This window comes from Pelomonas sp. BJYL3, assembly GCF_027257975.1.
Lineage (GTDB): Bacteria > Pseudomonadota > Gammaproteobacteria > Burkholderiales > Burkholderiaceae_C > Roseateles_B > Roseateles_B flavus.
The window spans coordinates 98,251-120,401 of sequence record NZ_JANZKX010000006.1 but is presented as its reverse complement, the minus strand read 5'-3'; the positions used below and the strand labels follow the sequence as shown (position 1 = coordinate 120,401).

Genomic DNA, 22,151 nt, shown 5'->3' with positions numbered 1-22,151 from the left:
ATCCGCGGACGCAGCGGCAGCTCCTGGCCTTGTCAGCTGGCGCGGGTCGCAGGAGCTCCTGCGGCTGAACCGGGCCCGATGGTGAAGCCGGGCCTGGCCGGCGGGAGGGCGGTGTCCGAGGCAGGGCGTGTGAGACAGGACGTGCGAGGGGCTCGCCTCGCACGCCCCCTGGGCTTCAGCACTCGACGATGTTCACCGCCAGGCCGCCGCGGGCCGTTTCCTTGTACTTGGTCATCATGTCCGCGCCGGTGTCGCGCATGGTCTTGATGACCTTGTCCAGGCTCACGAAGTGCGTGCCGTCGCCACGCAGGGCCATGCGGGCCGCATTGATGGCCTTGACCGAGGCGATGGCATTGCGCTCGATGCAGGGGATCTGCACCAGCCCGCCCACCGGGTCGCAGGTGAGGCCCAGATGGTGCTCCATGCCGATCTCGGCGGCGTTCTCCACCTGTTCGGGCGTGCCGCCCATCACCTGGCACAAGGCGCCGGCGGCCATGGAGCAGGCCACGCCCACCTCGCCCTGGCAGCCGACCTCGGCGCCCGAGATGGACGCGTTTTCCTTGTAGAGGATGCCGATGGCAGCGGCGGTGAGCAGGAAGTCCACCACGCCGTCTTCATTGGCGCCGTGCACGAAGCGGCTGTAGTAGTGCAGCACGGCGGGCACGATGCCGGCCGCGCCGTTGGTCGGCGCCGTCACCACGCGGCCGCCGGCGGCGTTCTCCTCGTTGACGGCCAGGGCATAGAGGTTGACCCAGTCCATCACCTGCAGCGGGTCGCGCAGGGCGGCCTCGGGGTTGGCCGTGAGGTCGCGGTAGAGCTGCGAGGCGCGGCGCTTGACCTTGAAGCCGCCCGGCAGGATGCCCTCGGTGCGCAGGCCGCGGCTGACGCAGTCCTGCATCACCTGCCAGATGCGCAGCAGGCCGTCCCGCGTGTCCGCGTCGCTGCGCCAGTGGCGTTCATTGCGGCGCATCACCTCGGCGATGCTGATGCCGTGGGTCTTGGTCAGCTCCAGCAGCTCGTCACCCGTCTTGAAGGGGTAGGGCAGCACGGTGGCGTCGGGTGCGATCACCTTCTGCTTGCTGCCGTCGGATGCCACCTCCTCGCTGACGACGAAGCCGCCGCCCACCGAGTAGTAGGTCTTCTCGGATAGCAGCGCGCCTTCCGCGTCGAAGGCGCTGAAGCGCATGCCGTTGGCGTGGAAGGGCAGGCTCTGGCGGCGGAAGAAGACCAGGTCCTTGACCTCGTTGAAGTCCACCCAGTGCTCGCCCAGCAGCTGCAGGCGGCTGCCTTGACGGATCTCGTCCAGGTACTGAGGCACGCGCTCGACGTCCACGGTGTCGGGCTCATGGCCGGCCAGGCCCAGCAGCACGGCGGTATCGCTGCCGTGGCCCTTGCCGGTAGCCCCCAGGGAGCCGTAGAGCTGGGACAGCACACGCGCAGTGCGCGGCAGCAGGCCCTCGCTGCGCAGGCGCGAAGCGAACAGGCGGGCGGCGCGCATCGGGCCCACCGTGTGGGAGCTGGAGGGGCCGATGCCAATCTTGAACAGGTCGAAAACGGAAACGGCCATGGTGCTCTCTCAGGTGTCGGCAGTCTCGGCGAGGCTGCTCAGGCAGATGGTGTAGAGCCCGCCGCGCGCGGGCAGCGGGCTCAGCTTGGGGGTGATGGGGCGGACGTTGCCGAGCTTCCAGGCAAACATGCCCGGCGTGCCCGGCCAAGGGTCCACCGACAGTACATCGACCAGGGCGACCCCGGCCGCCTCAGGGTCTAGCTGGTCGTCCGAGGCCACCTGGCGGCGGCTCTCGATGATCAGCAGGTCGCGCAGGGGCACCTGCGGCGGGCACCAGGAGCGCAGCTCCAGGCGGTGCCGCCCCTGGGCAATCAGCTTGCCCGCCGGGCTCAGCACGGCAAGAGCAGTGAAGCTTTGGTCCAACTGCGAATCACTCGGGCTGTCCATGCTGTGGGCTCCTGCCGTGGGCTGCGGGCGCTGGCCTTATGCCTGTTCGAACTCGCTCATCGGGATGCAGGAGCAGAACAGGTTGCGGTCACCGTAGACGTTGTCCACGCGACCCACCGGCGACCAGTACTTCTGGCGGCGCAGGGTGGCCACCGGGTAGGCGGCTTCCTCGCGGGTGTAGCCATGGTTCCACTCGGTGGCCAGCAGCACCTCGGCGGTGTGCGGGGCGTTCACGAGCGGGTTGTCCTCGCGGGCCCACTGGCCGGCCTCGACCTTGGCGATCTCGGCGCGGATGGCCAGCATGGCGTCGCAGAAGCGGTCCAGCTCGGCCTTGGACTCCGACTCGGTCGGCTCCACCATCAGCGTGCCGGCCACCGGGAAGGACAGCGTGGGGGCGTGGAAGCCGTAGTCGATCAGGCGCTTGGCCACGTCTTCGGCGGACACGCCGGAGCTGTCCTTCAGAGGGCGCAGGTCCAGGATGCACTCGTGGGCCACGCCACCGCCCTTCACGCCGGCGATGTTGCCGCTGAAGTGGATGTCATAGGCATCCGACAGACGGGCGGCCACGTAGTTGGCGGACAGGATGGCGATCTCGGTGGCGGCCTGCAGGCCGTCGGCGGCCATCATGCGGACGTACATCCAGCTGATGGGCAGCACGGCGGCGTTGCCCAGCGGGGCGGCCGAGACGGCACCCACATTGCTGGCCACGCCCACGCCGGCGCTGCGGTGCGCGGGCAGGAAGGGCACGAGGTCGGCGACCACGCAGACCGGGCCGACGCCCGGGCCGCCACCGCCGTGAGGAATGCAGAAGGTCTTGTGCAGGTTCAGGTGGGACACGTCACCGCCGAACTCGCCAGGAGCCGCCACGCCGACCAGGGCGTTCATGTTGGCGCCGTCCACATAGACGCGGCCGCCATGGCTCTTCACGAGCTGGCAGATCTCCTTGACCTGGGTGTCGAAGACGCCGTAGGTCGAGGGGTAGGTGATCATGATGGCGGCCAGGTTGGCACTGTGCTGCTCGCACTTGGCCTTCAGGTCGGCCAGGTCGATATTGCCTTCCTTGTCGCACTTGGTGACCACCACCTGCATGCCCACCATCTGGGCCGAGGCGGGGTTGGTGCCGTGCGCGGACTCGGGGATCAGGCAGATCTTGCGATGGCCTTCGCCGCGCGACTCGTGCCACGCTTTGATGGCCAGCAGGCCGGCGTACTCGCCCTGCGAGCCGGCATTGGGCTGCAGGCTGATGCCGGAGTAGCCGGTGGCTTGGCACAGCCAGGCGGTCAGCTGCTCGTTCAGCAGCTCGTAGCCCGCCAGCTGCTCGCGCGGGGCGAAGGGGTGGATCTGGGCGAACTCGGGCCAGGTGATGGGGATCATCTCGCTGGTCGCGTTCAGCTTCATGGTGCAGGAACCCAGCGGGATCATGCTGCGGTCCAGGGCCAGGTCCTTGTCGGACAGGGCGCGGATGTAGCGCAGCATCTCGGTTTCGCTGTGGTGGGTGTTGAACACCGGGTGGTCGAGGTAGCTGCTGGTGCGCACCAGCTCGGCCGGGATCATGGCGGCCACGCCCTTCTCGAAGGCGGCGAAGCCGGGCAGGCTCTTGCCGTCGGCGAAGACGGCCAGCACGGCGCCGAGGTCTTCACGCGTGGTGGTCTCGTCCAGCGACAGGCTCAGGGACTGAGCCGAGGCGCGGCGGAAGTTCATGCCGGCCTTGACGCCCGCGGCCAGCAGGGCCTCGGTCTTGGTGCCGGTCTGCACGTGCAGGGTGTCAAAGGCGGCGGCATTGGCGATGCCGAAGCCCAGACCCTTCAGGCCTTCGGCCAGGATGGCGGTGTAGGCCGCCACGCGCTGGGCGATGCGCTTCAGGCCTTGCGGGCCGTGGTAGACGGCGTACATGCTGGCCACGACGGCCGGCAGCACCTGGGCGGTACAGATGTTGGAGGTGGCCTTCTCGCGGCGGATGTGCTGCTCGCGGGTCTGCAGGGCCAGGCGGTAGGCCTTGTTGCCTTGCGCATCCACCGAGACACCGACCAGGCGGCCCGGCAGGTTGCGCTTGAACTCGTCCTTGCAGGCCATGTAGGCGGCGTGCGGGCCGCCATTGCCCATGGGCATGCCGAAGCGCTGGGTCGTGCCCACGGCGATGTCGGCGCCTTGCTCGCCAGGGGCCTTCAGCAGGGTCAGGGACAGCAGGTCGGCGGCGGCGATCAGCAGGCCGTTCTGGGCATGCACGGCGTCGGCGATGGGCTGCAGGCTGCGCACGTCACCGTTGACGCCGGGGTACTGCACCAGGGCGGCGAAGCACTCGGTCTTGCCGGCCTCGGCGGCGGGGCCCACGACCACGGTGATGCCGATGGGCTCGGCGCGGGTGCGCACCACTTCCAGCGTCTGCGGCAGCACGTCGTCGGCCACGAAGAAGGTCTGGCTCTTGCTCTTGCCCACGCGGGCGGCCAGGGTCATGGCCTCGGCGGCGGCGGTGGCTTCGTCCAGCATGGAGGCGTTGGCGATGGCCATGCCGGTGAGGTCGGTCACCATGGTCTGGAAGTTGACCAGGGCTTCCATGCGGCCTTGCGAGATCTCGGCCTGGTAGGGCGTGTAGGCGGTGTACCAGGCGGGGTTCTCGAGGATGTTGCGCAGGATGACGCCCGGGGTCAGGGTCCCGTAGTAGCCCTGGCCGATGTAGCTCTTGAGCACCTGGTTCTTGCTGGCGACGGCCTTCAGCTCGGCCAGCGCGGCGGCCTCGGTGGCGGCGGGCGGCAGCTGCATGCCGGCCGTGCGCTTGATGCTGGCGGGCACGATGGCCTCGATCAGGGCGCGGCGCGAGGCCTGGCCGATCACGGACAGCATGGCGGCTTCATCGGCGGCATCGGGGCCGATGTGGCGGGCGTGGAATTCGGCGGCGTTCTCGAGTTCGCGCAGGGGCTTCAGGGCAGACATCAACATGGCAAATCCTTCATCGGTGACCGCGGCGGGCTCATGGCCGGCGGCGGCAGTCCGGGGCAGGGCGGCGGCAGGCAGGGGCCGCCCGGCAGATACGGAAACGGGCACGGACAGGACTGTCGGTGCCCGTTGTTCACCTCACGGCGATCAGCTGTTCTTGACCAGCTCGTCGTAGGCGGTGGCGTCCATCAGGGCGTCCAGCTCGGCCGGCTTGGACAGCTTGACCTTGAAGAACCAGCCCGAGGCCAGCGGGTCGCTGTTGGCCAGGGAAGGGTCGGCGCGCAGGGCTTCGTTGACCTCGGTGATCTCGCCGCTGACGGGCATGTAGACGTCGGCGGCGGCCTTGACGGACTCGACCACGCCGGCGACTTCCTTCTCGGCGAAGCTCTTGCCGACGTCGGGCAGGTCCACGAACACCACGTCGCCCAGCGCGTCTTGCGCATGGACGGTGATGCCCACGGTGGCGGTGCCGTCAGCGTTGATCTGGATCCACTCGTGGTCGGCGGTGTACTTGATGCTCATGGTGTGCTCCGAATGTCGGGAGAAAAGACCAGGGAAAACTGGACGGGAGAAACTGGACGTAGATAGCCGGCGAGGGGCCAGTATCGGCCCCCCGGAAGCGGATGTCAGCCGCGGAAATAGCGGTGCGGCGCGAAGGGGGTGGCGGCCACGGTCATGGCGACGCGCTTGTCACGCACGAGGGCGAAGACTTCCGTGCCTTGCGGGGCGTAGGCCGTCTGCACATAGCCCAGGGCCACCGGCTGGTTGACCGTGGGGCCAAGGGAGCCGCTGGTCACGACGCCGATCTCGGTGCCGTCTGCGTTCACCAGCTTGGCGCCTTCGCGCACGGGCATGCGCTCGGCGGAGATCAGGCCCACGCGCTTGCGCTGCACGCCGTTGGCGAGCTGCTCGTTGACGATGTCGGCACCAGGATAGCCGCCGGCGCGGGCGCCACCGGCGCGGCGCACCTTCTGGATGGCCCAGGTCAGGGCGCCTTCCACGGGGGTGGTGGTGGTGTCGATGTCATGGCCGTACAGGCACAGGCCGGCTTCCAGGCGCAGGGTGTCGCGGGCGCCGAGGCCGATGGGCATCACTTCGGGCTGGGCCAGCAGCTTGCGGGCCAGCTCGACGGCCTGGTCGTTGTGCACCGAGATCTCGAAGCCGTCCTCGCCGGTGTAGCCCGAGCGGGTCAGGAAGGTCTCGATGCCGTCCAGATTGAAGAAGCCGCCGGTCATGAAGGTCAGCTTGGCGACTTCGGGGTTCAGGCGGGCCAGGGCCGTCACGGCCTGCGGGCCTTGCAGCGCCAGCAGGGCGCGCTCGGGGGTGGGGATCACCTCGCAGCGGCTGCCGATCTTGGCCTGCAGATGGGCCGTGTCCTGCTCCTTGCAGGCGGCGTTCACCACCACGAAGATGTCGTCGGGGCGGCGGCAGACCATCAGGTCGTCGAGGATGCCGCCCTGCTCGTTCGTGAAGAGGGCGTAGCGCTGCTTGTAGACGGGCAGGTCGATGATGTCCACCGGCACGATGGACTCCAGGGCGGCGCCGGCGTCAGCGCCCACCAGACGCAGCTGGCCCATGTGCGAGACGTCGAAGAGGCCGGCGGCCGTGCGCGTGTGCTTGTGCTCGGCCAGGATGCCGGCCTTGTACTGCACGGGCATGTCGTAGCCGCCGAAGGGCACCATCTTGGCACCGAGTTCGACGTGCAGGGCGTGCAGGGGGGTCTTCTTGAGATCGGCGGCGGGGGCGGACATGGGCAAATTCCTTCGAGGGCATTCTGGAACCCCACCCCGGCCGTTGATCCGGGGATGGGGAGCTGCCCTCGCTGTCCGCTTTACCTGAGAGATTGGCCACCGGCGTATCGCCAGCAGCTTGCCCCTTCGGTGGACGGGCTCGAGACCCGTCTCTCTCCAGTGAGGAACGTTCCGATCGGAACGTTTTGTCAGTCCTTTTGCCTGAGCGTTCGAAGCGTGGGATCACCAATGCCTCTGCGCCTTCGGCGGCTCCCGCTAGAGAGCTCTCTCCTGACCGGGCGCATTGTAGCCATGGAATCACCCCCATCGGCAAGAGATTAAGGGGCTGCTAAGGCAGGGGGCTTTCTTGCGTGGAGAATTCTCCTTTTCCCTCTCCACGCCCCGTGCCGCGCCATGAGACTGCTGCTGGTCGAAGACGACCTGATGATCGGTGAGCCCCTGCTGGACCTGCTGCGGGCGGAAGGCTATGCGGTCGACTGGGTCCGCGACGGCGAGATGGCCGACACCGCGCTGCTGAGCCAGAACTACGACCTGCTGATCCTCGACCTGGGCCTGCCCAAGGCCGACGGCATGACGGTGCTCAAGCAGCTGCGCGGCCGCAAGCAGAGCCTGCCGGTGCTGATCGCCACGGCGCGCGATGCCCTGGAGCAGCGCATTGCCGGCCTGGACGCCGGGGCGGACGACTACGTGCTCAAGCCCTACGAGTTCCACGAGCTGCTGGCCCGCATCCGCGCCTTGCTGCGCCGGGCCCAGGGCCGTGCCGAGCCGGTCTACGAGCACAAGGGCGTCGCCATCAACCCCGCCACCCGCGAGGTGAGCAAGGACGGCCGCGAGGTCGTGCTCTCTGCGCGTGAGTGGGCGGTGCTGGAGCCGCTGCTGGCCCGGCCGGGGATGGTGCTGTCGCGCCAGCAGCTGGAGGAGAAGCTCTACGGCTGGAAGGACGAGATCTCCAGCAATGCGGTCGAGGTCTACATCCACGGCCTGCGCAAGAAGCTGGGCGCCGAGCTGATCCAGAACGTGCGCGGCGTGGGCTACCGCGTCCCCAAGGAATGAAGAGCCTCGAGTGGCTGGCGGGACTGCGGCGCGGGTTGATGCCGCGCTCGCTGCGCCAGCGCTTGATGATGTTCCTGCTGGCCGCCGTCTCGCTGGCGGCCTTCCTGCAGGCCTACAGCGCCTACCGCACGGCCCTGGCCGAGGCCGACCAGCTCTTCGACTACCAGATGCAGCAGATGGCCTTCTCCCTGCGCGGCAGCGTGGCGGGGCCGGGCAGCGGCACCATCTCGCTGCCGCTGGGCGAGCAGCAGAGCTTCGACTTCCATGTGCAGGTCTGGAGCCTGGACGGCGCCTCCATGTTCCGCTCACCCGGACCCTGGCTGCTGCCGCAGCGCGCGGTGCTGGGCTTCTCCGACGTCAGCGACCGTGGGCGCACCTTCCGCGTCTTCTCGGTGCAGACGCCGCTGCAGGTGATCCAGGTCGCCCAGGACCTCTCCGTGCGCCAGCGCATGGCCTCGCAGCTGGCCTGGCGCACGGCCATGCCCACGCTGCTGATGCTGCCGCTGCTGGGTCTGGTCGTATGGCTGGTCATCAGCCGTTCCCTGGACCCGGTGGAGCGCGTGCGCGCCCAGCTGGCGGACCGCTCGCCAGGCGATCTGGCGCCGGTTCCCGCGGGCGATCTGCCCAGCGAGCTGCGGCCCATGGTGCAGGAGTTCAACGCCCTGCTGGGCCGCGTGCGCAGGGCCTTCGAGGACCAGCAGCACTTCGTGGCCGACGCGGCCCATGAGCTGCGCACGCCGCTGGCCGCGCTGAAGCTGCAGCTGCAGGCGCTGCAGCAGGGCAACGCCATGAGCAGCACGGCGGGCGAGCCCGGCCTGCGGCGGCTGGAACAGGGCATCGAGCGGGCCTCGCACCTGATCGAGCAGCTGCTGTCCCTGGCCCGCCAGGAAGGCGCGGCCGCGCAGCGGGCGCTGGAGCCGGTGGCCCTGGATGCGCTCTGCCGCCAGGCCGTGGCCGATGCCAGCGAGCTGGGCAGCCTGCGCGGCGTGGACGTGGGCCTGCAGGACTGCGATGCCGCCTGGGTCCTGGGCCAGCCCGAAGGCCTGCGCGTGCTGCTGCGCAACCTGCTGGACAACGCCATCAAGTACAGCCCCGCGGGCGGCCAGGTGGACCTCAGCCTGCATGCCACGCCGGGAGAGGGTCAGGTCTTGCTGCTGGTGGAGGACAGCGGGCCGGGCATCCCCGCCGGCGAGCGCCAGCGCGTCTTCGACCGCTTCTATCGCAGCAGTGCTTCGGCCTCGCAGGCGCCAGGCAGCGGCCTGGGCCTGGCCATCGTCAAGGCCATTGCCGAGCGCCATGGCGCCCAGCTGCGCCTGAGCCAGTCCAGTCGCCTGGGCGGCCTGCAGGTGGAGCTGCGCCTCCCGGCCTGCGAGCCGGGCGATGCGTCCTCAGACCGGGCTCAGCTTCGTTAAGCGGTTTCTAAGCGAGGCGTTCGAAAGTGCTGACCATCGCGACCGTCCAGGTCGCCGCAGCCAAAAGGAGAACGCCATGACTGACCACCGCCTCACCCGCATGATCCCGGCCCGCCGCCTGGTCTGGGCCCTCGTCGCCGCTGGCGTGCTTGGTGCCGCCGGAGGTGCCGGTGCCATGCATGTCAGCAACACCCTCAAGACCAGCAACAGCGCGCCGGTGACGGCGCCTGCCGAGCCTGTTGCCACCACCAGCCCCGTGCTGGCCAGCGCCGCGCCTGCCGCCGTGAGCACGGCCGCACCAGCGCCCATGGCGGCGGCCGCCTTGCCGGACTTCGCCACCATCGCCGCCCGCCAGGGCCCCGCCGTCGTCAACATCAGCGTCACGGGCACCGTGAAGACGCAGGCGCAGCGCCGTGGCGCCATGCCCGAGCTGGACCCCGACGATCCCTTCTACGAATTCTTCCGCCGCTTCCAGCCCCAGATCCCGCGCGGCGGCGAGATGCCCACCCGCGGCCAGGGCTCGGGCTTCATCGTGTCCGAGGACGGCACCATCCTGACCAATGCCCACGTGGTGCGCGATGCCTCCGAGGTGACCGTCAAGCTGACCGACCGGCGCGAGTTCAAGGCCAAGGTGCTGGGCTCCGATCCCAAGACCGATGTGGCCGTGCTCAAGATCGAGGCCAAGGGCCTGCCTACCGTGACCCTGGGCAGCACGCGGGACCTGCGCGTGGGTGAATGGGTGCTGGCCATCGGCTCGCCCTTCGGCTTCGAGAACAGCGTCTCGGCCGGCGTGGTGAGCGCCAAGGGCCGCGCGCTGCCGCAGGAGAGCTTCGTTCCCTTCCTGCAGACCGACGTCGCCATCAACCCGGGCAACTCCGGCGGCCCGCTGTTCAATGCGCGCGGCGAGGTGGTGGGCATCAACTCGCAGATCTACAGCCAGAGCGGCGGCTACCAGGGCCTGTCCTTCGCGATTCCCGTCGAGGTGGCTCAGCGCGTGCGCCAGCAGATCGAGAAGGGCGGCAAGGTGCAGCACGCACGCCTGGGCATCACCATCCAGGACGTCAACCAGGGCTTCGCCGATTCCTTCAAGCTGGCCAAGCCCGAGGGCGCGCTGGTGGCCAATATCGAGGAAGGCAGCGCGGGCGCGAAGGCCGGGCTGAAGTCGGGGGACGTGATCCTGAAGTTCAACGGCCAGCCCATCGTGGCCAGCAGCGACCTCCCGGCCCTGGTCGGCCAGGCCATGCCCGGCGAGACCGCCACGCTGGAAGTCTGGCGTCACGGCAAGCTCGAGACGCTCAAGGCCAAGCTGGGTGATGACGGCGAGAAGAAGAGCCGCACGGCCCGGTCCGACGACGAAAGTTCGCCGCAGCAAGGCAAGCTGGGACTGGCCCTGCGCCCGCTGGAGCCCCAGGAGCGCCGTGACAGCGGCGTGAAGGAAGGCCTGGTGATCGACGAGGTCAGCGGCCCCTCGGCCCAGGCCGGCGTGCGCCCGGGCGACGTGCTGCTGGCCATCAACGGCACGCCGGTGAGCTCGGTCGAGCAGGTGCGCAGCGTGGTGGCGGGCGCCGAGAAGTCCGTGGCCCTGCTGGTGCAGCGCGGCAAGGACCGGATCTTCGTGCCGGTGAAGCTGGGCTGACTGGCCTGAAGCGGCCATGAAGAAGGGCGCCCCGAGGGGCGCCCTTTGTTGTTCCCGCCGGGATCGGGCCGCGGGCCGGGGACTCAGGATCCCCCGCGGGCCTCAATGCCCGTGATGCCCATGCCCCTCGCTCAGCGCATCGGCATCCAGCGGCGTGCCCGCCGCGTCACCCTCGAAGAAGAAGGGCTTGCGAGCCTTCTGGCGCGGGGCGACCTCGTTCATGCTGGGCACGGCGTAGAGGCGGCCGCCCACCATCACCTGGCTGATGCGGTCGCTCTGGCGGATGTCCTTGAGCACGTCGCCGTCGATGACCACCAGGTCGGCCAGCTTGCCTTGCTCCAGGGAGCCGATGTCCTTGTCCAGGCCGAGGTAGCGGGCCGGGTTCAAAGTCGCGCTGCGGATGGCCTCCAGCGAGCTCATGCCGCCCAGGCCGAACATCCACATCTCCCAGTGCGCGCCCAGGCCCTCGCGCTGGCCGTGGGCGCCGATGTTGGTGCGGGTGCCGGCGCGCTCCAGCTCGGTGGCGGTCTTCGCGACCTGGATCACGTTGAAGTCCTCCTCGGGCGCGGTCTCGCGGCGCACGCTGCGGGGCTCCAGCACCGAGCGCGGCACGAACTTCGACAGGATGGGGTGCTTCCAGACGTCCGTGCGGGCGTACCAGTAATGCTCGCCGTCCAGGCCGCCATAGGCGACGTTGAGCGTGGGCGTGTAGCCCACGGCGGTCTGCGGCCACAGCTGCTTCACGTCCTCGTAGACTTTGGCCACGGGCAGGGCGTGCTCCACGCCGGTGTGGCCGTCCACCACCATGCTCATGTTCGTCTGGAACAGCGAGCCGCCCTCGGGCACCACCATCATGCCGGTCTCGCGTGCGGCGGCCAGCACCTGCTGGCGCTGTTCGCGGCGGGGCTGGTTGTAGCTCTTGACGCTGATGGCGCCCGCGGCCTTCATGCGCTTGAGGTGGGTGAGGGCGTCCTCGTAGCTGTTGATCAGGGCGCTGACATCGGCCATGGCGCCGTAGAGGATGGTGCCGGTCGAGTAGATGCGCGGGCCCACCACGCGGCCGGCACGCTGCATCTCGGACTGCGTGAAGATCTCGGCCGTGCTGTTGCTCGGGTCATGGATGGTGGTGAGGCCGAAGGCCAGCGAGGCGTAGTTGACCCAGCTCTGCTGCGGGATCAGGCGTGACTCCGCCATGCCGCCGTGCCAGTGGGCATCGATGAGGCCGGGGATCAGGGTCTTGCCGCTGACGTCCACACGGCGCGCGTCGGCCGGCACCGCGACGGCGGAGGCCGCGCCCACGGCCACGATGCGGTCGCCTTCGACCAGCAGGGTGCCGTTGTCGATGACCTCGTTGCCCTTCATGGTGACGATGCGGCCGCCGGTGAAGGCGATGCGGCCTTGCGGCTTGTCGGCCTTCGCCTTGAAGCCGATCGGCAGGCCCTGCTCGGCGGGCTTCCAGGCCTGGCCCTCGCCCTTGGCAAAGACCTGCTCCAGCGGCACGCTGAAGAGCTGGTCGGCCAGTGCGTAGTGCAGGGTCTTGCTGTCACCCGACCACTGCAGGTACTCGCCCGCGTTGATGTCCAGCTGCTTGACCGGCACGGCGTCCATCTTGGGCGCCAGCGAGAGCGTCTTGCCCGTGGCCGGCAGCGGCACCACATAGGCATGGAAGCGCTCGACGAAGCCCAGCCAGCGGCCGTCCGGCGAGAGGCTGAACTCGCTGGCGAACTCGCTCTTGGCAACCTCCAGCTCGCTGCGGTCCTTGAGGTTCAGGCGCACCAGCTTGTGCACGCTGTCGACCTCGCTGGTCTGGGCGCTGCGGGTGAAGTAGACGGCCTCGCTGTCCCGGCCCCACTGCGGCGCCGTACCGTCCTTGCTGATCCGCAGGGGCTCGCCCTGGCCGTCGGCGCGGGCGATGAAGAGGCCCGTCTCCAGGCCGTGCACCGGCGAGGTCAGGTAGCCGCCCCTGGACTTCTGGTAGACCACCCACTTGCCGTCCGGCGAAAGGCGCGGCGAGAGGTACTTGCCCGGCGCCTGCGTGAGGCGGGTTTCGCGGCCCGTGGCCAGGTCCAGCTTCCAGACGCTGCCAAGCGCCGCATCGTCCCAGCGCACATAGACCAGCTCGCGGCCGTCGCGGGAGAAGCTGGGGTAGTAGGCGAAGCCGCCTTCGTCCTTGCCCAGGGCGCGCGCAGCAGCCTGGCCGGTGCTGCCCTTCAGATCCTTGATGTAGAGGCGGCCCAGGGCCGAATACACGACCTGTCCGCCGTCAGGCGAGACCGTCACCCAGCGCAGCTGCTTCACGTCGAACTCGGCCGGCGCCACCTCGTGCGCGAAGCGCAGGGCGGGGCGGATCTCCCGCGTGTCCTTGACATGGAAGGGGATCTCGGCGGCGCTGCCCTTGAACGGGTCGACGCGCCACAGCTTGCCCTGGGCCCACACCACGATGGCCTTGGCATCGGGCGTCCATGCGAAGGCCGGGTAGACGCCGTGCACGGACCAGCTCTCCTGCAGGTCACGCTCCAGCTGCCCCCAGGCCGCGAACTCGCGGCCGCTGCGAAGGTCCTTGAGGAAGAGGGTGGACTGCGGACCCTCGGCGCCGCGCACCCGGCGCACGAAGGCCAGGTACTTGCCGTCCGGCGAGGGCGTGGGCCGCACCGCGCCGCCGGGGCCGGTCACGAAGGGCTCGGTCGTGCCGTCCTGCAGGTCCTGGCGGTAGATGCGGAAGATCTCGCCGTTGCCGTCCTTGTTGTACTGGAAGCTGCTGCCGGGCGTGCTGTCCTGCGAGTAGTACAGGAAGCGGCCGTCCGGGGAGATGGCCGGCTCGCCGCGGTCCTTCTGCCAGTTGGGCTTCTCGTTGAGCTGCACGCCCTTGCCACCGTCCAGGTGGTACATCCAGATCTCGCCGGAGCCCAGGGAGCGGGTGCCCGTGAAGTGCTTGCGGGCGAGCACGTACTGGCCGTTGGGATGCCAGACGGGGTTGTTCATCAAACGGTAATCTTCGCTGGTGAGCGCGCGGGCGCCGGTGCCGTCGGCGTTCATCACCCAGATGTTGTCGCCACCGCCGGCATCGGACATGTAAACGATCTTCTTGCCGTCGGGCGAGAAGCGGGCCTGCATGTCCCAGGCCAGGCCGCGGGTCAGGGGGCGGGCCTCGCCGCCGGCCAGGGGCAGGGTGTAGAGGTCACCCAGCAGGTCGAAGACCAGGGTCTGGCCGTCGGGGCTCACGTCCACGCTCATCCAGGTGCCGCTGCGCACGTCGATGGAGACGGTCTGCGCCTCGCCGGGCGGATGGTTGACGTCCCAGGCCGGCTTCTTGGCTGTAGCGGCCGTGGCGACCTTGGTGGAGTCGGGGGCGGCCGGGGATGCCGGCGTCTCGGCGGCCTGGGCCAGGCTGCTGCACAGCAGGGCGCTGGACAGGGCCAGCAGGGCAGGGGCAAAAGGGTGGGATGCGGGCTTTTTCATGGCGCGCGAGCATAGCCCCGGCCTCCGTGGCCGCCATTGGGGCCACCGCGAACGGCGGTTTTCGAGGGCTGAACGCCGGTCGGCGGCGCCCCTGGGGCGCCCCTCGCACAGGCGCTCGCGGGTTCAGACCGCCTCGTCCTGCGCCTCCAGCTCCCCCGTGGGCAGGCGCAGCAGGCCCGTGTGGAAGTCGTATTCGAAGACCTCGCCGTGCCGCGCCCAGGAGATGGCGGTGTTCAGCACGGCGTCCGCCTCGCCAGGGTCCAGCTGCTCGCTGAGCAGGCGCAGGAAGGGCTTCTCCGGCAGCTGGCCGCTGCTCTCCTGCTCCAGGGTGTGGCGGATGTGGGCGACCAGGGGGACGCGGTCCAGCAGCTGCTGCCCGAAGATCTCCTGGCGCAGGGCGTGGCCGCCGTCCACATAGCGCTGACCCAGGGCGCTGAGCTGCAGGTCGCCGCTTTCCAGCCAGGCCAGGCCCAGCAGGGCCAGGGCGTGGGCCACGGGCAGCATCTGGGCGTCGGTCAGCTCGGAGGCCTCGGCGAGCTGCGGCAGGTCGGCCCGGCCGGCGAAGGGGGGCGCCGCCAGCAGCTCCAGCAGGCCGTCCATGCGGGCCACATCGGCCTCGGGCAGGCGCTCGGTGAGGGGGGCGGGCTCGCTGGCCGCCTCGGCGCCGACGCGCACAGGCCGGCCGGCGCCGGCCGTCATCAGGGCATAGACCTCGTCGACGAGCGCGCGCACATCGGCGCTGTCCGGGTTGCGGGGGCGGGGCAGCTGGATGGACAGCTGGCAGCGGATGCGGCCGGGGTCGCTGGCGAAGACCAGCACGCGGTCCGCCATCAGCACGGCCTCCTCGATATTGTGCGAGACCACCAGCATGGCCTTGGTCGGCATGGTGCCGCCTTGCCAGAGTTCGAGGATGTCCTCGCGCAGGCGCTCGCCGGTCAGCACGTCCAGGGCGGAGAAGGCCTCGTCCATCAGCAGGACCTCGGGCTCCGTGACCAGGGCGCGGGCGATGCCCACGCGCTGGCGCATGCCGCCCGAGAGCTCGCGCGGCAGCGCGCCCTCGTAGCCGGCCAGGCCGATCAGCTCGATGGCCGCCTCGGCCCTGGCCGCGCGTTCGGCCTTGGCCAGGCCGCGCGCCTCGAGTCCCAGCTCGACGTTCTGCTGCACCGTCAGCCAGGGGAAGAGGGCGAAGGACTGGAAGACCATGCTGATGGCTCGCGCCGGCCCGTACAGCGGCTGGCCGCGGTAGCGCACCTCGCCGCGATCGGCCTCGATGAGCCCGGCCATGAGGCGCAGCAGGGTGCTCTTGCCCGATCCCGACTGGCCCAGCAGCGCGACGATCTCGCCCTCGCGCAGGCTGAAGTCCACGCCTTCCAGCACGGGGCGCACATGCCCGTCGGAGGAGCGGAAGGTCTTGCCCACGCCGTTCAGTTCGATGATGGCTTGTGCCATGAGAGTCCTCCGTGATCGTTCAGAAGTGCAGGCGCTCGCCGGCCAGTCGGTAGAGGCGGCGCCAGACAAAGTGGTTGAGCCCCATGACGAAGACGCACATGACGCCGATGCCCAGCGCGATGCGCGGGAAGTCCCCGCGGGCCGTCATCTCGGCGATGTAGCTGCCCAGGCCCTGGGCGCGCAGGGTGGTGTCGCCCCAGCTGACGTACTCGGCCACGATGCTGGCGTTCCAGGAGCCGCCGCTGGCGGTGATGGCGCCGGTGACGAAGCTGGGGAAGACCGCCGGCAGCAGGAAGCGCCGCCAGCGCAGCCAGCCCCTGAGCCCCAGGTTCTGCGCCGCAAAGCGCAGCTCGCCTGGAATGCTGGACGCTCCAGCGATCACGTTGAAGAGGATGTACCACTGCGTGCCGAAGATCATCAGCGGAGACAGCCACCAGTCCGGGTCCAGGTGCCAGTGCACGATGCCCAGCACCACCAGCGGGAACAGCAGATTCGCCGGAAAGGCCGCGAGGAACTGCGCCACCGCCTGCAGCCGCCCGGCCCAGCGCGGGTTCAGGCCGATCCACACGCCCAGCGGCACCCACACCAGGGCGGCCAGTGCGATCAGCACCAGCACGCGCGCCAGGGTGTAGCCGCCCAGCAGGAAGACATGGCCCACCTCGGCCCAGCCGACCTCGGCATGCACGAAGCGGAGCAAGCGCCACAGCGCGAGCAGTACGGCGGCCAGCAGCAGGGCGTCCCAGGCCCGGCGCGCGAGGGGGGACGGCGGCACCGGGCGGGCCCGCGCCGAGGTGCCATCGTGGCGACGGCGGAACAGCGTCAGGCTGCGCTGCAGCTGGCGCCCGGCCCAGCCCGCGACGGCCTGCACACCCTGCGTGCGTCGCAGCCAGCTGAGGAGCCAGGACTGGGGCGCCTGATCGGTGCTGTTCTCCTCGAAGCGGAACTTGTCGGCCCAGGCCACGAGCGGCCGGAAGAAGAGCTGGTCATAGAGCAGGATGCCCACCAGCATGGCGCCGATCGCCCAGCCGATGGCGGACAGGTCGCGCGCCTCGATGGCCAGGGCGATGTAGGAGCCCACCCCCGGCAGCTTGATGCTCTGGTCCGACACGGTGATGGCCTCCGAGGCCACCACGAAGAACCAGCCGCCGGACATGGACATCATCATGTTCCACAGCAGCCCCGGCATGGCGAAGGGCAGCTCCAGGCGCCAGAAGCGCTGCCAGCCGGAGAGCTGGAACACCCGGGCGGCCTCCTGCAGTTCCGACGGCACGTTGCGCAGGGACTGGTAGAGGCTGAAGGCCATGTTCCAGGCCTGGGACGTGAAGATGGCGAAGATGGCCGCGCACTCCACGCCCAGCAGATTGCCCGGGAACAGGGCGATGAAGCCCGTCACCGTGATCGAGAGAAAGCCCAGGATGGGAATGGACTGCAGGATGTCCAGCAGTGGCACCAGCACGCGTTCGGCCGCGCGGTACTTGGCCGCCAGCACCGCGAAGACGCCGCTGAAAACCAGGGCGGCGGCCAGGGCCATGAACATGCGCAGGGTCGTGCGCAACAGGTAGTAGGGCAGCTGGATGGGGTCCAGGCTCAGGGGCAGCACATCGCCCATCTCGAAGGGCCGGGCCATCTGTGCGGCGCCATAGCCCAGCAGGACGAGGGCGGCCAGCACCAGGGGCAGCATGGCCCAGTCCCAGCGGTTGATGCCGGCTTCGACGGCCGGGCGGGCAAAGAATTCGCGCGTGTTCTTGCTCATGGGCGAGCGCTCATGAAGGGCACGCTGCCTATCGGCCGCGGCTGGCGCCCCCGGCACACGGAGGCGCGAGGGGGCTCAGCCGGCCCACAGGAAGCGGGCGGACTTGGAGAATACGGGGCGAGGCGGTCCGCCGGAAGTGCGGGGTCTGTTCAGGCAGGTTCCGGGGGCAGCGGGGCGGCGGGGGCAGCGGCTGAAGCGCCGGGCCGCCGGTCAACGGGGCTCAGTGCGTCAGCGCTGCGAAGGCCGTTGCGGCACGCTTCGCGAAGGGGCGTTGAGGACTGGGACTGTCCACGTGGGACTCCGTTGTTGAGACGGGCGCGATTGTTGCATCGCACAAATTGCGCCGTCAACTGCGCGTGGGCCCCTCGGCCCGACTTCACGAAACTTCACCTGCGGCCACGGGGCTGCTTCGCATTTCTTGACCGGGCGGACATGCGCGGGCCCCGCGCCTGCGCTGCAATGACGCCGGAGCCCTCGCCGTGCCTGGCCCGTCCGATCAAGGACAATGCCCTGCACCGCCTTCACGCAGGCGCTTCACCCAGAGATCGACCATGACCCAAGTCTCCAAATTCCTGCCCCAGGGCCAGGGCCTGGCCGCCGTGCTGCTCAAGCGCGCCAGCCAGGTCAGCCTGGACGCCAGCCAGACCGCCACGTCCCGTTTCCAGGCCACGGACAGCCTGGGCCGCACGCTGACGGTGCAGCTGCCCGAAGGCACGCTGCTGCACGACGGCGACGTGCTCGTGGGCGAGGACGGCTCCCTGGTCCGCGTCCTCGCGCCGCATGCGCCGGCGCCGCACGTGCATGGTCGTGGCTGTGGTCACGACCACGGCCACGACCATGGGCATCACCATCACGACCATGGCCACGTGCACGGCCCGGGCTGCGGCCATGACCATGGCGCACAGGCCACGCAGCGCGGCAAGCCCGTCGGCGTGGCGGTGAAGGCCGAGGGCCATGTGCACGGCCCGGGCTGCGGCCACGAGCACCACGAAGGGCATGAAGGGCATGAAGGGCACGGCCATTCCCACAGGCACTGAGGCCCGGCGCAGGCCCGGGCGGCATCGAGGAGAACGCGCATGATCCTGTCGGCTTCCGGGCGTCGCATGGCGCTGCTCAGCGGCCTGATGGCCACCCTGCTGCTGGGCCCCGCGCCAGCGGTCGAGGCCCAGCAGGGCACGCTGCGGGAACGCATCCGTGAGCGCATCGCCGAACGCCGCGAGGGCCGCAAGGGAGATCCCGCCAGCGACGCCGCGCTGGCCAGCCCGGGCACCCACAAGGGCCGGCTCGAGGTGATGGGCAAGGAGCGGCTCTTCATGGTCCACGTGCCGCCGGGCTACCGCGCCGGCCAGCCCATGCCCCTGCTGCTGGCCTTCCATGGCGGGGGTGGCAGCATGGAGCTGCAGGCCGATGACAGCCGCTACGGCCTCATCAGCAAGTCCGACAGCGCCGGCTTCATCGCCGTGTTCCCCAACGGGCACAGCAGCATGCCAGGCCATCACCTGGCCACCTGGAACGCCGGCGGCTGCTGTGGTCCTGCGCGGGACAGCGGCAGCGAGGACGTCGCCTTCGTCCGCGCCCTGATCGAGCACCTCAAGCAGCAGCTGTCGGTGGACGCGCGGCGCATCTATGCCACCGGCATGTCCAATGGCGGCATGATGAGCCACCGCCTGGCCTGCGAGCTCAGCGAGCAGCTGGCCGGCATCGCCGCCGTGGCCGGCACCGATGCCACCAGCAGCTGCCAGCCGCGCCGGCCCATCCCCGTGTTGATGATCCATGCCCAGGATGATGACCACGTGCTCTACAACGGCGGCGCCGGCCCCGAAGCCTTCCGGGACAGCAGCAAGGTGATGGACTTCGTCTCCGTACCCGAGACCACGCAGCGCTGGGTCCAGCGCAACCATTGCAAGGCAACGCCCCAGAAGGTGCTGCAGAAGCCCGGCGCCTGGTGCGAGCGCTACAGCGGCTGCGACGAGGGCGTGCAGGTGCAACTGTGCACCACCGAGACCGGCGGCCACAGCTGGCCGGGTGGCGGTCGCAGCCGCCCTGGCAAGGGCCAGCCCTCGCAGACCCTGAACGCCAACGACACCCTCTGGGACTTCTTTCAGTCCCAGCCACGGCGCTGATCCCCGGCCGCAAGGCCAGGCGCCAAAGGAAAAACGCCCTGCATCGAGAGACGCAGGGCGCTTGCAAGGGTCAGGTCTTGCGGTCGGCGATGCGTCACCGACCGCAGGAGCCCCGAGGCCTTACTTCGGCAGGGTGTAGTTCAGCGTGAAGCTGCCGCTGCCGGCGTAGGAGTAGACCTCGATGTAGTAGTAGCCTGCCGTGCCGTTGTAGTTGATGGCTTCAGTGGAGGTGGAGCCTTCCGAACGCGCGACCACGGACCAGGAGCTGCCATTCCACTTGTACAGGTACAGGTCGAAGTCAGCGCTGGAGGGGCCGGTCAGGCTCATCTTGAAGGCGCCGCCACCGGAGCTGTAGTGGTAGCCCGGGCTGCCGCTGGGGTAGGTGGCCGAGCCGCCGCTGACCAGGCTGCCGGTCACCGTGGTGCCGCCAGTGCCGCCGCCATTGACGGTCAGCGTGGCGTTGCCGCTGGTGGTGCTGCCGTTGGCATTGGTGACGACCACGCTGAAGAGCGCACCGTTGTCAGCCGTGGTGGTGGCCGGCGTGGTGTAGCTGGCCGAAGTGGCACCGCTGATGGCGCTGCCATTCTTGCGCCACTGGTAGCTCATGGCGCTGCCGCTGGTGGCCGTGACCGAGAAGGTCGCGGGGCTGCCTGCGTTGACGGTCACGCTGGCCGGCTGGCTGGTGATCACCGGCAGGGTGGTGTCGCTGCTCTTGACGGTCAGGGTGGCGTTGGCGCTGGTCACGCTGCCCTTGGCATTGGTCACCACGACGCTGAAGAGCGCGCCGTTGTCAGCGGTGGTCGTGGCCGGCGTGGTGTAGCTGGCCGAGGTGGCGCCGCTGATGGCGGTGCCGTTCTTGCGCCACTGGTAGCTCAGGGTGGTGTCGCTGGTGGCGGTCACGCTGAAGGTGGCGGTGGAGCCCACCGTCACGGTCGCGCTGGCCGGCTGGCTGCTGATGGCGGGCAGGCCGTCAGAGGGCGGGTTCGGGCAGGTCACGCCGACCACGTTGAAGGCGCTGATGACGTTGGCGACCGAATAGCCCCGGCTCTGCGCAGCCTTCATGACGCCGCAGGAGCCGTTGTTGAAGGTCTCGTTCTGGCCCCAGTACAGGCGGTTGGCGTCCGCGAAGATCTCGAAGGCCTTGCGCGTGTCCCAGCCGGCGGTCTTGGCCAGGGTGTAGAAGGCCTTGTTGTAGACGCCCGAGGTCAGGTGCACGTCCAGCGAGTCGGTGTACCGGGAGGCATGGGCGATGGAGCGGCCGTCCTTGGTCGGGTCGTCCATGTAGCGCAGGGCGCCGGATCCCTTGAAGATCTCGTAGCCCACCAGCCAGTCATTGCTGCCACGGTCGTAGAACTCGGCTGCTTCGCCGGCCATGTCCGAATAGGCTTCGTTCATGCCGCCGGACTGCTTGGAGTAGACCAGGCCGGAGTTCTGCTCGGTGAAGCCGTGGCTGACTTCGTGCGAGGCCACGTCCAGCGAGACCAGGGGGTAGAAGGTCGAGGCGCCGTCACCGAAGTGCATGGCGGTGCCGTCCCAGAAGGCGTTCTCGTAGCTCGAGCCGTAGTGCACGCGCATCTGCAGCTTCTGGCTGATGGGGCGCACGCCCAACCAGTCGCGGTACATGCGGAACACCACATTGCCGAAGTGATGCGCGTCGTTCAGCGGCGAGTAGGCGCCGTTGATCTGCTTCACGGTGTTGCGGGGGCAGGTGAAGCTGTGGGCCGTGCTGCCGGAGGTGCCGCCGTTGAGGTTGACCGTCACCACGTCCGCACTGTTGAGCGTGCAGGTGGAGCCGCTCTGGGTGACGTCCAGGTAGGGACGGCCGTTGCTGCCGTACTCGTACGAGCCCGTCTTCTGGTTGCCGCCGGGGCCGGTGCCGTTGGCGTGGTTCAGGCCTTCCCAGCGGTCGATCACCGCGCCGGTGTTGGCGTCGATCAGGAAGTGGGGGCGGCTCAGGGACTTGCCCTCGCCGGACAGCAGGGACACCTGATAGACCAGGTGAGCCTTGTCCTTGTCGTCCAGACGGACGAAGAGCTGGGCCTGCTCATTGCGCGAGTCGATCGCGCGGGCCAGGCCGCGGGCCTGGGCCAGCACGTCGGCCTGGCTCAGCGCGGGGCGTGCGCTGGCGAGGTCCTGCTCGATCTTGTTGACCATCACGCCGGTGAAGTGCGAGCTTGCCGCGGCCAGGCCGCGGGCTGCACTGCGGTGCTCGACGATGCCATGGCCCCAGACGGGCACCCCCTGGAAGAGCTGCTGGTGGCGCGTCACCACCAGGCCGTCGGCATAGGTCTGGCTGCGGCTGGCGCGCAGGTCTTCTGCGCGCAGGCCCAGGGCCGCTGCGCCTTGGGCGCCAGGGGCCAGGGTCTGGCCGGCGGCAACGCCCTTGGCGCGCCCCAGCTCGACGCGCTCGGCCGCCAGCACCTGCGTGGCCGAGGCCACTGCGGCCAGTGCGAACAGCGTTCGCAGGGCCTTGTTGGATGTCTTGTTCATAGCTTGTCTCTCTCGCTCTAAGGATGGAAGTGCTGGCCATCGGTAGACGGCCAGGGAGGTACTTCGTTCAAACACCGGAGCGCCTCGGGCGCCGTGGCAGCCCTGTCCGGCCGGACTCCTGACTGCGGAGTCCTGGC

At 69.5% G+C, this 22,151-nt stretch carries 14 protein-coding genes and 2 riboswitches; of the genes, 5 read left to right on the top strand and 9 right to left on the bottom strand.

The genetic code is table 11. The annotated features are described in order from the left end of the window. Window positions 1-175: 175 nt before the first annotated feature. The 5 genes from O9Y01_RS17975 to gcvT form a co-directional block, all read right to left on the bottom strand. Entirely contained in the window at window positions 176-1,567 is a 1,392-nt protein-coding gene (locus O9Y01_RS17975) for an L-serine ammonia-lyase (RefSeq protein WP_269632988.1), read from the bottom strand. Between the two features lie 9 nt (window positions 1,568-1,576). Next, the gene (locus tag O9Y01_RS17970; protein ID WP_269632987.1) at window positions 1,577-1,954 is read right to left on the bottom strand and encodes a hypothetical protein; all 378 of its coding nucleotides are present in this window, start codon (window positions 1,952-1,954) and stop codon (window positions 1,577-1,579) included. 36 nt (window positions 1,955-1,990) lie between these two features. Further along, a complete protein-coding gene (gcvP, locus tag O9Y01_RS17965) occupies window positions 1,991-4,891 on the bottom strand; it encodes an aminomethyl-transferring glycine dehydrogenase (protein ID WP_269632986.1) in 2,901 nt (966 codons plus the stop codon). Between the two features lie 144 nt (window positions 4,892-5,035). Beyond that, entirely contained in the window at window positions 5,036-5,410 is a 375-nt protein-coding gene (gcvH, locus tag O9Y01_RS17960) for a glycine cleavage system protein GcvH (protein ID WP_183104644.1), read from the bottom strand. A 104-nt stretch (window positions 5,411-5,514) separates the two neighbouring features. Further along, window positions 5,515-6,639: a glycine cleavage system aminomethyltransferase GcvT gene (gene gcvT, locus O9Y01_RS17955; protein WP_269632985.1), complete on the bottom strand. Its 1,125-nt coding sequence runs from the start codon at window positions 6,637-6,639 to the stop codon at window positions 5,515-5,517. Window positions 6,640-6,700: 61 nt separating this feature from the next. Further along, window positions 6,701-6,809: riboswitch (glycine riboswitch) on the bottom strand. A 9-nt stretch (window positions 6,810-6,818) separates the two neighbouring features. Continuing rightward, window positions 6,819-6,922: riboswitch (glycine riboswitch) on the bottom strand. Between the two features lie 110 nt (window positions 6,923-7,032). Here gcvT and O9Y01_RS17950 point away from each other — a divergent pair. The 3 genes from O9Y01_RS17950 (at window position 7,033) to O9Y01_RS17940 (ending at window position 10,740) form a co-directional block, all read left to right on the top strand. Further along, window positions 7,033-7,692 (top strand): response regulator, encoded by a 660-nt coding sequence (locus O9Y01_RS17950; RefSeq protein WP_269632984.1) that lies wholly within the window; start codon window positions 7,033-7,035, stop codon window positions 7,690-7,692. Continuing rightward, window positions 7,689-9,104 (top strand): ATP-binding protein, encoded by a 1,416-nt coding sequence (locus O9Y01_RS17945; RefSeq protein ID WP_269632983.1) that lies wholly within the window; start codon window positions 7,689-7,691, stop codon window positions 9,102-9,104. The genes O9Y01_RS17950 and O9Y01_RS17945 overlap by 4 nt, the downstream gene beginning before the upstream one ends. A 76-nt stretch (window positions 9,105-9,180) precedes the next feature. After that, window positions 9,181-10,740 carry a DegQ family serine endoprotease gene (locus O9Y01_RS17940; RefSeq protein WP_269632982.1) on the top strand — a complete coding sequence of 520 codons (1,560 nt, stop codon included), beginning with the start codon at window positions 9,181-9,183 and terminating at the stop codon, window positions 10,738-10,740. A gap of 102 nt (window positions 10,741-10,842) precedes the next feature. Here O9Y01_RS17940 and O9Y01_RS17935 read toward each other — a convergent pair whose 3' ends face one another. The 3 genes from O9Y01_RS17935 to O9Y01_RS17925 form a co-directional block, all read right to left on the bottom strand. Further along, window positions 10,843-14,199, bottom strand: a complete 3,357-nt coding sequence (locus O9Y01_RS17935) for an amidohydrolase family protein (protein ID WP_269632981.1) — start codon at window positions 14,197-14,199, stop codon at window positions 10,843-10,845. Window positions 14,200-14,322: 123 nt separating this feature from the next. Continuing rightward, window positions 14,323-15,648, bottom strand: coding sequence for an ABC transporter ATP-binding protein (locus O9Y01_RS17930; protein ID WP_269632980.1), 1,326 nt, complete (start codon window positions 15,646-15,648; stop codon window positions 14,323-14,325). A gap of 19 nt (window positions 15,649-15,667) precedes the next feature. After that, window positions 15,668-17,401: an ABC transporter permease gene (locus O9Y01_RS17925; RefSeq protein WP_269632979.1), complete on the bottom strand. Its 1,734-nt coding sequence runs from the start codon at window positions 17,399-17,401 to the stop codon at window positions 15,668-15,670. Window positions 17,402-17,952: 551 nt separating this feature from the next. Here O9Y01_RS17925 and O9Y01_RS17920 point away from each other — a divergent pair. After that, window positions 17,953-18,438 (top strand): hypothetical protein, encoded by a 486-nt coding sequence (locus O9Y01_RS17920; RefSeq protein WP_269632978.1) that lies wholly within the window; start codon window positions 17,953-17,955, stop codon window positions 18,436-18,438. A 39-nt stretch (window positions 18,439-18,477) separates the two neighbouring features. Beyond that, on the top strand, window positions 18,478-19,524 hold the full coding sequence (locus tag O9Y01_RS17915; protein WP_269632977.1) for an extracellular catalytic domain type 1 short-chain-length polyhydroxyalkanoate depolymerase: 1,047 nt from the start codon (window positions 18,478-18,480) through the stop codon (window positions 19,522-19,524). 120 nt (window positions 19,525-19,644) lie between these two features. Here O9Y01_RS17915 and O9Y01_RS17910 read toward each other — a convergent pair whose 3' ends face one another. After that, window positions 19,645-22,014, bottom strand: coding sequence for a M4 family metallopeptidase (locus O9Y01_RS17910; RefSeq protein ID WP_269632976.1), 2,370 nt, complete (start codon window positions 22,012-22,014; stop codon window positions 19,645-19,647). Between the last annotated feature and the right edge of the window lie 137 nt (window positions 22,015-22,151).